Here is a 12,640-nt window from a genome sequence, read left to right on the forward strand (position 1 = left end):
ACGTTGAGCCATGGACCTAGACCGCGCGGGAGGCGGCGCCAAGATCACCCGAGGTCAAGTTGGCGCGACGGCGGGCCCTCAGCCGACCTCGGGCCCCCACGGGCCGTCCGACGGCGCCTCTGCCGGCCGTTCGTCGCGCGGCGGATCGTAGGAAGGCCGGTCGTCGCGGCGCTCTTCGTAACGCGGCGGTTCGGAGGAATAGCGTCGCCGTACGGCGCGATCCTCGAATTCCGCCCGGCGCTGGTCTTCAAGAGCATCCAGACGCGCCTGACGCGCACGGCGTTCGGCGCTGAAGTCCGGCAGGGGATTGTCGAAGCCGAACCAGCGCCTTTCCCGCTCGCGCCGGGGCGGCTCCGGCTCGGAGGGCCGGACGTCGGCGTCGGACGATGCGTAGCGCCGCACGCTCGCGGGCCGTGACGGCGGCGTATAGGGCGCGACATCCTCGACCTCCACCCAGGCCACGTCATAAAGGGGCGGGCGCTCCGCGGAGCGGGGCGGCACATAGCGGAAACCGTCGACCAGTTCGCCGACCTCCATCACCGATCCGGGAACCGGCTTGGGCTCCACGGGCGTCACGACCTCGATCTTCAGGGCGTCGCCCGGCTCCACGGGGGCCGCATCCGGCAGGTTGACGAATTTGAGGCCCATCAAGCCCAGGGCCGCGACGCTCACGGCGGCGATCGCCGCCAGATGCGCGGGGCGGACCCGGCGCGGCGGGCGCGGCGCGGATTCCAACGGAGAGTGCGGAGTACGGGGATCGGGATACATGAAAGCACCAGGACTGAGCGGCGCTCCTGCAACCCGTCAGAACGGGTCCGGTTCAAATAAAGCAGGACGGATATCCCGCCGGCCTGCGATCGCGGCGCGGGAAGGTCTGGCGGAGACGCAGGGATTCGAACCCTGGGTACCCCTTACAGGGTACGACGATTTAGCAAACCGTTGCCTTCAGCCACTCGGCCACGTCTCCGGCAGGCGGCGTGATTAGCCGAGCACGCGGGCGGACGCAACGGGTTGCGCAAGCACCTGTGCGTTAACGGGACAGTGAGGGCGGGCGTGCATGGTGGCCGGGAACTCCCCGCGCGAGCCCCATGACCGACGTCGCCAGCCGCCACCCGTCGTTCGACGCCGACCTGTCCGGTCCGGAAGGCCGCGACGCGTCCGGCCTGCAGGCGCTGGCCGCCGCCTCGCTGGCGGGCGAGGCCGGGATCGACGGAGCCGCCCGTCGCGGACCCTTCCGGCCGGATGTGTGGCGCAACGCCCGCCAGCGCCACGCCTCGCGGCTGGCCGCCCACTATTTCCGCGGGATCGACGTCCTGGCGGTGGCCGGCGTCACCCTGCTGTGCGCCCGGGCGGCGGCGCCCGGCCCTCTGCTGCACGCCGAACTGTCCCGGATCCTGCCTTTCGCGCTCGGGGCGCTGACCATTCTCGGCCTGCTGCGGTCCCTCGGACGCTACCGGTTCGCCCGAGGCCAGAAGACAGCGCTGCATCTGGCCTCTGTGGTGGCGATCGTCGCGGTGGGCTCGCTGGTCGCCATGGCCTCCGGCTGGGCCTTGCGGGGCGCCGCCGCCCCGTGGACCGCGTATCTGGTGTGGACAGGACTGGTGCTGGTCACGCTGAACGCCCTGCATATGGGCTGGAGCGACATCGTCGGCCGCTGGCGAGCCTCCGGCGCCCTGACGCCCAACGTCGTTCTTGTCGGAGCGACCCGGCACGCCGAGGCACTGATCCGCGAGGCCCTGAAGCGGCGCGACCTGAACGTGCTGGGCATTTTCGACGACCGGCTGGCGCGCAGCCCGCGGGCCATCGAGGGCGTGCCCGTGCTGGGGACGGCGGACGATCTGCTGACCCACAGGATGACGCCCTATGTCGACCGCATCGTGGTGGCGATCGACCCCAGGGCCGAGGCGCGGGTGCGCGACCTGACCGCCCGGCTCGGGATCCTGCCCAACGAAGTGACCCTGCTGGTCGAGCCCAAGGATGCGGCCGAGACGCGCTCGGCGCTGAACCGGCTGGCGGCTGCGCCGCTGGCGGATGTGCAGGGGCCCGTCGACGACGACCGCCGCGCCTTCAACAAGCGGATGCAGGACATGATCTTCGGCCTGACCGCCCTGGTCCTGCTGACTCCGGTGATGGCCGGGGTCGCTCTCGCCATCCGTCTGGACAGTCCGGGTCCGATCTTCTTCCGCCAGCGCCGTCACGGCTTCAACCACGAGGAAATCGTGGTGTGGAAATTCCGCTCGATGAAGCAGGAGGCCGCCGACGCGACCGCCAGCCGCCAGGTCACCCACGATGACGATCGCGTCACCGCCGTCGGCCGGTTCATCCGCAAGACCAGCCTCGACGAACTGCCCCAGCTGCTGAATGTGATCACGGGCGAGATGTCGCTGGTCGGTCCCCGTCCGCACGCCATCGGCATGAAAACCGGCCACATCGAATCCGCGCGGCTGGTCGCGGAATACGCCCATCGCCACCGCATCAAGCCGGGGATGACCGGCTGGGCCGCCGTCAACGGCTCGCGCGGCCCGCTCAACACCGCCCAGGACGTGCGCCGTCGGGTGCAGCTGGACATCGACTATGTCGAGCGCCAGTCGTTCTGGCTCGACCTGTGGATCATGGTGGTGACCCTGCCGGTGCTGCTGGGCGACCGCGCGGCGGTACGCTGATGTTCTGGCGCGGCGTCTGGGGCTATCTGCCGGCCAATATCGTGCAGGGCGTGGTCGGGTTTCTGGCCATCGTCCTGTTCACCCGCATGCTCAGCGCCGAGGAGTTCGGCCGCTACGCCCTCGCCTTCTCGGTCATGACCCTCGCCCATGTGGCGGTGTTCAGCTGGCTGGAAGCCGCCATGGCCCGCTTCTGGGCGGCCCAGTCTCCGGGCGCCGAGACCTGGGGCCATTTCGCCAGCCTGTACCGCACGGCCTTCGCGCTCAGCGCCGGATTCCTGGTCGTGGCCGGAGTGGCGGTGTGGCTGTTTCCGGTGGACCCCCTGTTCAGGCTGGCGCTGGCGGCGGGCCTCGCGGGCGCGCCGGCGCGCTGTCTGGTCAAGCTGGGGCAGGAGCGGTTCCGCGCCGCCGGCGAGGTGGGCAAGGCGGCGTGGCTGGACATGGCGGTGGCGGTCGGCGGCCTGGCTATCGGCGTGGGCTTCGCCATGATCGGCGCGGGCGGCGCGGCGCCCCTGCTGGGCCTCGGCCTTGCGCCGCTGGCCGCCCTGCCCTTCGTCCTGCCGGGCGAACTGAGACAGGCGCGCGGCGGGGCGTTCGAGCCGGCGCGGGTGCGCGACTACGCCCTCTACGGCTATCCGATCGCGGCCTCGCTGGCCCTGACGGTGGTGCTGTCCTCGACCGACCGCTTCCTGCTGGCCCTGTTCATGGACGAGGCGGCGGTCGGCGCCTATCACGCCAGCTATTCGATCGCGAACCGCACGCTGGACGTGCTGTTCCTGTGGCTGGGCTCGGCGGGCCAGCCGGCGCTGGTCATGGCGCTGGAGCGCGGCGGGCTGGAGCGGCTGAGGGAGGCCGCGCGCGAGCAGCTGTCGACCTTCCTGCTGATCGGCCTGCCGGCGGCGGCGGGGGTGGCGCTGGTGGCCCGGCCGCTGGCCGAGCTGCTGATCGGCGAGGATCTGCGCGCAGCGGCGGCGGGCGTCACGCCGTGGATCGCCCTGTCGGCCCTGCTGTTCGGGCTGACGGCCTATTATTTCGGCCAGGCCTTCACCCTGGGCAAGAAAACGAAGCGGCTGCTGATCGCCATGGCCATACCGGCGGGGGCCAACGTCGTTCTGAACCTGATCCTCGTGCCCCGTTTCGGCCTCATGGGCGCGGCCTGGGCGACAGCGGCCAGTTTCGGCCTCGGGCTGATCGCGACGATGCTGATCGGCCGCCGCGTCGTGGCCCTGCCGATCCCGTGGGAAAGCCTTGTCCGGTGCGGCGTCGCCACCGGCGTGATGGCCCTGGTCGTTTCGCGGCTGCCCGCCCTCGGCGGCTTCCCCGAACTGATGCTGGACGCTTCGGTCGGCGGCCTGGTCTATGCGGCGGCGGCCCTGACGCTGAACGCGGCCGGCGTCCGCGACGTCGCCGCGCGCCTGCTCGCCCAGGCCCGGGCGCGGAGGGCGACGGCATGACCGCCCGCGCGCTCGTCCACGACAACGCCGCATGGATCCCCGCCCGGCCCGCCCTGTCCGTGTTGGTCCCCTTCCTGCGCGACGATCCGACCGACCTGCTGGACCGGCTCGACGCCGAAGCCGCCGCGCTGACCGGCGCGGTCGAGGTCATCGTGCTGGACGACGGCACCGCCGACGCGGCCCTGACGCGCCGGCTGACGGCGCAGATCGACGCCATGGCCCTGCCCGTGCGCCTGATCACCCTGCCCGCCAACGAGGGGCGGGCCATCGGCCGCAACCGGCTGGCGGCGGCGGCGCGCGGCGGCAGCCTGCTGTTCCTCGACAGCGACATGCGGCCCGACCATGCGCACTTCCTGCGCGACTGGGCGGCGCTGGTCGCGGCCGGCGATCCCGCCGTGGCCTTCGGCGGCTTCTCCCTGCTGCAGGCCCCGACCGACGCCCGCTTCGCGGTCCACCGGGCCATGGCGGCGAAGTCGGAGTGCGTGCCCTGCGCCGAGCGGGCGAAACAGCCCGAGAAATACGTCTACACCTCCAACCTGCTGGTCCGCCGCGACGTGTTCGAGACCGAGGCCTTCGACCCCGGCTTCACCGGCTGGGGCTGGGAAGATGTGGAGTGGGCCATGCGGGTGGCGCGCCGCTTCGAGGTCGTCCACATCGACAATCCAGCGACCCACATGGGGCTGGACACCGTGACGGCCCTGGCCGGCAAGTATGAGCAGTCGGCCCCCAATTTCGGGCGCATGGTCCAGCGCCACCCCGGGGTTGTCGCGGCCTACCCCAGCTACAGGGCGGCGAAGCTGCTGAAACGTCTGCCCGGCCTGCCGCTGCTGCGCCGCGCGATGCGACGCGGGGCCGAGGCGGACTGGCTGCCCGTGGCCACGCGGGCCTTCTCCCTGCGCCTGTACCGGGCGGCCCTCTATGCGGAGGCGGTGTGATGGCTGACGTCGCCGTGATCGTTCCGACCCTGCGCCGGCCCGAAAGCCTGGAACGGGCCCTCCGATCCCTGTTCGGTCAGACCGGCGTGGCCGACCGGGTCGCGGAAATCGTGGTCGTCGACAACGATCCGCTCGGCTCGGCGGCGGCGCTGACCGAAAGCCTGCGCGCCATCTCGCCCTGGGCCCTCGTCTATCGCCATGCGCCGGCGCCGGGCGTGGCCACAGCGCGCAATGCGGGCCTGTCCGCGACCGCCGCCCCGCTGATCGCCTTCCTCGACGACGACGAGGCGGCGGAGCCGGGGTGGCTGGCCGCCCTGCTCAAGGCGCAGCAGGAGACCGGGGCGGACGCCGTCTTCGGTCCGATCACCGGACGGGCGCCGGGGGCCGAGCCGTGGCTGGAGGCCTATCTGGAGCGCTTCTTCGGCCGCGCCGGGCCCGAACGGACGGGGTTGATCGCCGAGCCCCATGGCTGCGGCAACTCCCTGATGCTGCGGGCCACCGCCCTGCCCGGCCCGGAGCCGTTCGATGTGGCCGCGGATCAGGCCGGCGGCGAGGACGACGCCCTGTTCGCGGCCCTGGCGGCGCGCGGGGGCCGCTTCGGCTGGGCGGCGGACGCCCGGGTCGAGGAGTTCGCGCCGGCGCATCGGGCCACGCTGAAATATGCGCTCGCCCGCGCCTTCGCCTATGGCCAGGGCCCCAGCCAGACGGCGGCGGCGGCGAAGAACTGGCCGGGGGTGGCGCGATGGATGCTGATCGGCGCGGCCCAGGCGGCGGTCTGGGGCGTCGGCGCGGCAGCCCTGACACTGATCGCCAGCCCCCGGCGCGCCGAGCTGTATGACCGGACGGCGCGCGGCGTGGGCAAGATGTTCTGGATGAAGGGGCTGGAGCCGCACTTCTACGGCAGCCGCGAACTGGACCGGCTGAACCGCGCGGCCGGCTAGGTCGTGGGGCGACGCCCGACAAGCGTGCGGTCGATCGCGCGGTTCGTCGTGGACCGGACCTGTCCGTTGCCGAAGACCCGCACCCGAACACCCGTGCACCTGTGGTCGCGCCGGGCCTCGCCCGTTTGCCGGCCGGTCGGGTTCAAATGCCCCCCGCGGGACTCGCAGCGTTCGGTCAGTTCGGCGAGGGTGAGGTTGCTGGGCTGTCCCAGGGTGCTGCAGGCGCCGAGGGCCAGCAGGCTCCCGGCCAGAAGCACCGAAACGATCGAAACGCGCATGGGCCGTCTCCGACAGGAGGCCGCCGGGCGCGACGGCCGATCGAGACAAGACACCCGCTAACTCCGCTCGTCAAGGTTGACGGCTGCACCTTTTGGTTGCGCTTCCGCCCTAGCCGGTCAGACGCTTCAGGAAGGCCGGCGGCCTGTAGGTCGAGCGATTGACCACGACGCCGGCGATCTTGCCGCCCACCGCCTCGATCTCGTCGCGAAGCATCAGCGGTTCGTTGGCGGCCGTGCTCTCGGCGGCGACGACCAGCACGGTGGAATCGACGAAGGGCGCCAGGGTGATGGCCATCTCGTTGCGGTCCGCGGCCGGTGCGTCGATGACCACCGTGTCGGCGTGTTTTCTCAGGGCGTCCCAGTACCGCGCATCGCCGACGGCTTCGGCCCGCTGGCCGGACCGCAGGTGTTCGGCGGCGAACCGCGTGACCCACAGCCGGCCGCCGAGGCAGGGACGCGCCGTCATCAGCCGGGCCGGGTGCACCGGCTTTCCCGCACGGTCCATCAGGCGCGGCGTGACGGCGAAGAAGATCGATCCGTCGGGCGTGGCGATGGCGGCCTTGCCGAGGGCGCCGAACCGGTCGGGCTCGGCGGCGACGGCCTCCATCTGCCCCTGCTGCGACAGGTCGGCGTCGATCAGCCAGACCGGGCGGCGCGCGCGGACGGCGGCGAGGCGGGCGTATTCGCGAGCGACGGTCGAGACGCCCTCGCCCGAGTTGGCGGCGGCGATCTGCACCACGCGGCCACGGTGGCCGGGCGCCGGGCCCAGCGCGGCCCAGAGAGCCGCCATTTCGGTTGTCAGATCGACCATCGAATCGCTACGCGCCCGGCTACAGGCCCCTACGCTACCACGGGTTGGAACTTCAGCGGGCGGCCTTCATCGGCGCGACGGCCAGCACCGGCATTTCCAGCGTCCGGCCGGTCGAGGCCGGGGTGACATAGCCCTTGCGGGTGAAGATCCGCAGCAGGCCCACGCACAGGGCGGTGAAGGCGGCGAACAGGAAGACGAGGGCCAGCAGCGGCGCCTTCAGGCTGGTCCCCCGGGTCGGGGCCTCGGCGCGTTCGATGACCGTGACGTTGTCGGCCCCGGCGGCGACCAGGGCGCTGTCGGCGCGGGCGGCGCTCTCGCGCTGCTGGAAGTCGCGGATGTTGGCGGTCAGGACCTCGCGGTTTCCGGCCAGATTGGCGTTGGTCGATTCCAGCCGGGTCAGTTCGGCCTGGCGCGAGCGGATCTGGGCCAGTTGACTGTTCGCCACCGCCAGCCGCGCGGCCAGGCCGTCGCGGTCGGCGGCGGCGGTGATCCGCGCCGTTTCGATCTCGGTGAAGATGACGCTGGGGCCCGTGCGGACCTCCTTGGCCCCCACCGTCGTCCCGGTGGCGACATAGGCCTGAAGGTCGGCGATCTGCTGTTCGACGTCCTTCACCGGCTGGGCGTCGGGCGTATAGCGCGACAGCAGGGCCTCGCGCTGGGTGCGCAGCTGCAGGATCTGGTCCTGGGCCGAGACGTTCAGGTCCTGCTGCAGAACCACCTCGGCGGGCTGCTGCGCCAGCTGGGCCTCCAGCGTCGCCAGCCGCTGGCTGGCCTGGTTCAGCTGCGCCCGCAGCGACAGGGCCTCGGCGTAGGTGGTCTGATAGGTCGCCGCCAGGGTCGCCTTGGCTGTGGCGAAGTCGCCGATGTCGTTGGACCGGATGAAGGCGTTGTAGGCGTCGTCCGCCCGGCTAAGATCGGTCTCGAACGCCTCGCGTTGGCGGGCGAGGGCGGGCGTGGTCCGGTCGCGGAACACCACACGGCGCTGGACCAGATACTGGTCCACCACGGCGTTTAGAACCTGGGCCGCGCGCACCGGATCGTCCGACTTGTAGGACACCGAGATGATGGCGCTGCCGGCCGTGGTGCCGACGCCGAGGCTGGAGTCGATGACCTTCAGCGCCGCCGCTTCCTTCTCGGCCGCCGTGCCCGACGCGTCCGGCCCCAGAACCGTGCCGGCGCCGACCGCGCGGACGGCGCGGCGCTTGACTTCGAGACTGCCCAGGATCTGGGCCTCCGAGCCGGCGATCGCATCGGCCTCCAGCGGCTGGCTGCGCTCCGAGGCGCCCACGCGCGGCTGATAGACATATTCCGACCCGGCGCCGGCGTAGACGCTGGCGGTCGCGGTGTAGGACTTCTTCAGTGTCAGGATCAGCGCCGTGCCGATGGCGAACACGAGCAGGAAGATCACGACCATCAGCAGCAGTTCGCGGAACAGCAGACCGACGACGTCGAAGAAGCCGTAGCGCGGGCGGACTGTGGTGTAGGCCGTCGTACGCATGCGGGCGGACTGATTCCATGGAACAGGACTGACCTGACAAGCCTTGGGCTACCGGCGTTAACCCATGGTTACCCATAAGCGGCGACCCTGCCCTCAACGTCGCTTCCAGGAACGAGTCCGCCATGTCCATCGACCGCCGCCTGATGCTGCTGGGCCTTGCCGGGGTCGCGGCGACGGCGGGCGGCTGCGGCGGCGTCGCCAACGGGCTGACCGGGGGCGGCGACTACGCCTCGCGCATGCCCCTGCCGCGGGGTTCGGGCGGCGACCGCGTGCAGAACCTGGGCCGGACCTCCTTCCCCGAGATCGGTTTCGCCGACTGGACCGAGGCCGAGCCGGAATACGTCCTCTATCCGGGCGACGAGATCGAGATCGCGACCCCGACGGCGGTCGAGCTGACCCGGACGCAGAAGATCGGGCCGGACGGGCGGATATCCCTGCCTCTCGTGGGCCAGATCATGGCCGCGGACCGCACCATCGCCGAGGTGGAGGCAGACGCCTCCGCCGCCTACGCCAGCCAGTTGCGCCGGCCTGTGGTGGAGGTGACGCTGAAGACCGCGGGACCGATCCGCGTCTGGGTGGACGGCGAGGTCCGCACGCCGGGCGTCTATGAAATGACTGGCGACCTCGACGCCTATCAGGCCGTCATCCAGGCCGGCGGCTTCCTGCCCACGGCGCGCCAGGGCGAGGTGGCGCTGATCCGGCGCGGGCCGCGCGGGGTGCGAATGATGCGGGCGGTGGATTTGCGGCCCCGGCGGGGAGAGGTCGTGGCCCTGCGGCGGGGAGACATCATCTTCGTGCCGCGCTCGACGCTGGGAGAGGTGGCGAATTTCGTCACCCTGTTCCGCAACGCCCTGCCCGTCGGCTTCAGCTACGCCATCGGCGGGCAGTATCAGAATTTCTGAGTGGCTGGTGGCTAGTGGCTGGTGGCCACCTTCTCACGCCGCCAGCGACACCACGCCCGCGTCGATCCAGCGGCGGGCCGCCTTCTGGGCCTCGGCGATCTCGTCCTGCTCCATCTCCTGGCTCATCTCGCGGCGATAGACGCGCGCTTCGATCGAGCCCTTCATGGCGGCGAGGTTGAAGATCATATGAGCAGAGACGCGGTCCATCGGACAACCGCCCTGGCCGCTCGAATACATCATGCCCAGCCGGAACAGATCATCGCCGTTCATTTCGGCGGTGGGCAGGGGAAGCCCCTGCTCCTGATCGACTTCCGGCGCCATTTCTTGCGCGTTCATCACCGTATCTCCCGGGTTGGTGGCCGTTCTGGCCCTGCCCTCTGACGGAGATCAAATACCCGCGGTTTGAAGTTAAAGTTAACAGCGAAACGGCCCGCCAGACTTTTCAGTAAAGCAGCAATGAATACTGGATCAGAGATTCAGATTTCTGAAATCTCTCGTAAATCTCCCGGTCACACCGGCTAACGAAGAGTCACCGGGCCCGTTGGCCGAACAGGACCCTGCGCGCCGCCTCGGCCGACCTGCCGGACGAGGCCAGATTGGCCCGCAGGGCCTCGCCCAGCGCCCGGCCGGCGATGACGCCGGGGCGTTCGCCGACGCGCTTCATCCAGGCCGCCAGATGCGGAAACTCGTCCAGGTTCTGACCCTGGAGCTCGGGAAGGATCCACGGCCAGCTGGCCATGTCGGCGATAGAATAATCACCGGCCAGAAAGTCACGGTCGGCCAGTCTTCGGTCCAGCACGCCGTAAAGACGGTGCGTTTCGTCGGTGTAGCGGCGGACGCCATAGGCGAGCTGGCGCTGATCCTTGATCAGGGCGGGGGCGTACTGGCGGAAATGATGCGTCTGGCCGGCCATGGGCCCCAGGCCCCCGACCTGCCAGAACAGCCACTGGTCGACCTCGGCCTTGCCGCGCGGGTCCTGCGGGTAGAAGCGGCCGGACTTGACGCCGAGATACTGAAGGATGGCCCCGGATTCGAAGATCGACAGCGGCCTACCATCCGGACCGTCCGGATCGACGATGGCCGGCATCCGGCCGTTGGGACTGATGGCCTGGAAGGCCGGCGCGAACTGGTCGCCCGCGCCGATGTTCACCGGCTTCATCTCGTACCGCAGGCCCATCTCCTCCAGGGCGATGGAGATCTTCCACCCATTGGGCGTGGGCCAGTACCAGAGTTCGATCGGACGGGTCACTCGGCGCTCCTGAAACGGCAGCACCTCAGGTGGGCGCCCCAGCCGTCTCGCACAACAGCGAACCTGACAGAGACGTTCAGGACGCGTTCATGCGCGCGGGATGAGCGTCAAACATGATTAACGGGCGGCAGGCAGTTCCGCCCAACCGGAGGGACGACCATGAACCGCTTCACCAGGGCCGCCGTGCTCGGGCTGGTGCTGGCCACCGCCGCCCCGCTCGCCGCCGAGGCCCAGAGCCTCAGCGACCGCCGCGAGTATCGCCAGGATCGCCGCGACGACCGGCAGGATTATCGCCGGGAACGCCGCGACGACCGTCGCGACTGGCGCAACGGCGAATACGACAGCCGCCGCGAATATCGCCGGGACCGGCGCGACGACCGACGCGACTTCCGGGCCGAGCGCCGTGATGACCGGCAGGACTTCCGCCGCGACCAGCGCTGGGACCGCAACGATCGCGACTGGTGGCGCGGCCGGGACGACTTCCGCGACTATCGCGGCGCGCGCAGCGGCTACTGGTACGCGCCCAGCTACGGCTACTACCGGGTCGAGCCGCGCTATTACGGTCAGCGCTGGCAGCGCGGCGGCTATCTGCCTCCGGCCTACCGCGGCTACTATGTGCGCGATCCGTACGCCTACGGCCTGGGCCCGGCGCCGCGCGGCTATCGCTACGTCCACGCCGGCAATGACATCGTCATGATCGCGATCGCCACCGGCCTGATCGCCAGCGTCCTGTCCGGCGCCTTCTAGACTTCGGCCATCGCATGAGGAGCGCCCCGTTGACGCTGGTCAGCGGGGCGTTTTTCTGTCCAATAGTTAACCTTACGACGCCGTTCGTTCAGTCACGGTTCATCGACCAGGCGCGACCTTTGGATCAAGCCGTCTGACAGGGACGTGCGGGGAAAGACCAAGACCATGAAACGTTCTCTGATGATGGCCGCGGCGGTGGCGGCCTTCGCCGTGCCCGCGGCCGCGCCGCTGGCTGTCCTGGCCCAGGACGGCGAACAGGACGGCGGCCGCCGCGGGGCTGCCCGCCAGAACGGCGACGACGAACGCGCCCTGGCGCGGGCGGACGCCCTGGCGCAAGCGCCGCAGCAAAACCGCGAACAGCGCCAGGAGAATCGCCAGGAACGCCGCGAAGAGCGGCAGGAGGCCCGTGCCCAGCCGCCCGAAAACCGTGAGCAGCGGCAGGAAAACCGGCAGGAGCGGCGGGAGAACCGCCAGGGGGCCCGGGCGCAGCAGCCCGAGACGCCCCGTGATCCGAACCAGCCGCTGTTCCGCAATCACCAGGACATCCGCGACGCGCTCGCCCGCGACATCCGGGAACGGAACCGTCAGGAGCGCCGGGAAGACCGCCCCAACGACCCGCCCCAGAACCGTGAGGAGCGTCGCGAGAACCGTCAGGATCGCCGCGAGGACCGTCGGGAGAACCGCCAGGACCGGCGCGAGGACCGCCGCGAATACCGTCAGGACCGGCGCGAATACCGGGAATTCCGCCAGCGCTTCAACAGCGATGCATGGCGGCGCGACTGGAACCGGAGCCACCGGTCCGACTGGTGGCGCAACGACCGGCGCTTCCGCGGCTACAACGGCCTGCGCATCGGTTTCTATTTCGCGCCGGGGTACGGCTACTACCAGGTGCCCCGCAACTACTGGGGCCAGCGCTACTACGAGGGCCAGTACCTGCCCTCGATCTTCTGGCGCTACCAGCTGAACGACTGGCGCACCTACGGCCTCGGCTATCCGCCCGAGGGCACGCGCTGGGTGCTGGTGGACAACCACATCTATCTGATCGACGCCTACGACGGCTACATCATCGACGTCGTCTACGACGCCTGGCGCTGGTAGTTCGTCAGTCCACGGAAGAAGCGCCGCCCGGTCTCGCGATCGGGCGGCGTTTCCGTATCCGGAACGG

The 12,640-nt window shown here is 70.5% G+C and carries 13 protein-coding genes and 1 tRNA gene; 7 read left to right on the forward strand and 7 right to left on the reverse strand.

The features are described 5' to 3' along the window. Nucleotides 1-78: 78 nt before the first annotated feature. Both ASD59_RS13175 and ASD59_RS13180 read right to left on the reverse strand, forming a co-directional pair. Entirely contained in the window at nt 79-672 is a 594-nt protein-coding gene (locus tag ASD59_RS13175; RefSeq protein WP_156377040.1) for a hypothetical protein, read from the reverse strand. Nucleotides 673-875: 203 nt separating this feature from the next. Next, a tRNA-Ser gene (locus ASD59_RS13180) sits at nt 876-967 on the reverse strand. A gap of 121 nt (nt 968-1,088) precedes the next feature. On the opposite strand from ASD59_RS13180, the gene ASD59_RS13185 reads away from it, so the two are divergent. Genes ASD59_RS13185 through ASD59_RS13200 form a run of 4 tightly spaced genes read left to right on the forward strand, consistent with a single transcriptional unit; the run spans nt 1,089 to nt 5,990 of the window. After that, nucleotides 1,089-2,663 (forward strand): exopolysaccharide biosynthesis polyprenyl glycosylphosphotransferase, encoded by a 1,575-nt coding sequence (locus tag ASD59_RS13185; RefSeq protein WP_055832434.1) that lies wholly within the window; start codon nt 1,089-1,091, stop codon nt 2,661-2,663. Then, complete coding sequence (locus ASD59_RS13190) at nt 2,663-4,114, forward strand: lipopolysaccharide biosynthesis protein (protein WP_055832436.1); 1,452 nt, start codon at nt 2,663-2,665, stop codon at nt 4,112-4,114. The genes ASD59_RS13185 and ASD59_RS13190 overlap by 1 nt, the downstream gene beginning before the upstream one ends. Further along, nucleotides 4,111-5,049 carry a glycosyltransferase family 2 protein gene (locus tag ASD59_RS13195; protein WP_055832438.1) on the forward strand — a complete coding sequence of 313 codons (939 nt, stop codon included), beginning with the start codon at nt 4,111-4,113 and terminating at the stop codon, nt 5,047-5,049. Before ASD59_RS13190 ends, ASD59_RS13195 begins: the two co-directional genes overlap by 4 nt. Further along, nucleotides 5,049-5,990: a glycosyltransferase gene (locus ASD59_RS13200; RefSeq protein WP_055832441.1), complete on the forward strand. Its 942-nt coding sequence runs from the start codon at nt 5,049-5,051 to the stop codon at nt 5,988-5,990. The genes ASD59_RS13195 and ASD59_RS13200 overlap by 1 nt, the downstream gene beginning before the upstream one ends. Here ASD59_RS13200 and ASD59_RS13205 read toward each other — a convergent pair. From ASD59_RS13205 to ASD59_RS13215, 3 genes are all read right to left on the reverse strand, one after another. Further along, entirely contained in the window at nt 5,987-6,268 is a 282-nt protein-coding gene (locus tag ASD59_RS13205) for a hypothetical protein (RefSeq protein ID WP_055832443.1), read from the reverse strand. The two genes, ASD59_RS13200 and ASD59_RS13205, sit on opposite strands and share 4 nt — an antisense overlap. A gap of 109 nt (nt 6,269-6,377) precedes the next feature. Beyond that, the gene (locus ASD59_RS13210) at nt 6,378-7,079 is read right to left on the reverse strand and encodes a hypothetical protein (protein WP_055832445.1); all 702 of its coding nucleotides are present in this window, start codon (nt 7,077-7,079) and stop codon (nt 6,378-6,380) included. A 52-nt stretch (nt 7,080-7,131) separates the two neighbouring features. Next, the gene (locus ASD59_RS13215; protein WP_055832447.1) at nt 7,132-8,577 is read right to left on the reverse strand and encodes a GumC family protein; all 1,446 of its coding nucleotides are present in this window, start codon (nt 8,575-8,577) and stop codon (nt 7,132-7,134) included. Nucleotides 8,578-8,699: 122 nt separating this feature from the next. Between ASD59_RS13215 and ASD59_RS13220 the strand changes: the two genes are divergently transcribed. Beyond that, a complete protein-coding gene (locus ASD59_RS13220) occupies nt 8,700-9,479 on the forward strand; it encodes a polysaccharide biosynthesis/export family protein (protein WP_055832449.1) in 780 nt (259 codons plus the stop codon). A 33-nt stretch (nt 9,480-9,512) separates the two neighbouring features. Here the strand turns inward: ASD59_RS13220 and ASD59_RS13225 are convergent, their stop codons facing one another. Beyond that, nucleotides 9,513-9,815, reverse strand: coding sequence for a sel1 repeat family protein (locus ASD59_RS13225; protein ID WP_156377041.1), 303 nt, complete (start codon nt 9,813-9,815; stop codon nt 9,513-9,515). 193 nt (nt 9,816-10,008) lie between these two features. Further along, the gene (locus ASD59_RS13230; protein WP_055832453.1) at nt 10,009-10,728 is read right to left on the reverse strand and encodes a glutathione S-transferase N-terminal domain-containing protein; all 720 of its coding nucleotides are present in this window, start codon (nt 10,726-10,728) and stop codon (nt 10,009-10,011) included. A gap of 159 nt (nt 10,729-10,887) precedes the next feature. Between ASD59_RS13230 and ASD59_RS13235 the strand changes: the two genes are divergently transcribed. Together ASD59_RS13235 and ASD59_RS14640 are read left to right on the forward strand one after the other, a co-directional pair. Continuing rightward, the gene (locus ASD59_RS13235; protein WP_055832455.1) at nt 10,888-11,475 is read left to right on the forward strand and encodes an RcnB family protein; all 588 of its coding nucleotides are present in this window, start codon (nt 10,888-10,890) and stop codon (nt 11,473-11,475) included. 165 nt (nt 11,476-11,640) lie between these two features. Then, the gene (locus tag ASD59_RS14640; protein WP_235561828.1) at nt 11,641-12,573 is read left to right on the forward strand and encodes an RcnB family protein; all 933 of its coding nucleotides are present in this window, start codon (nt 11,641-11,643) and stop codon (nt 12,571-12,573) included. Nucleotides 12,574-12,640 lie beyond the last annotated feature (67 nt).

The sequence above is a fragment of the Brevundimonas sp. Root608 genome, assembly GCF_001427825.1.
Taxonomy (GTDB): Bacteria; Pseudomonadota; Alphaproteobacteria; order Caulobacterales; family Caulobacteraceae; genus Brevundimonas.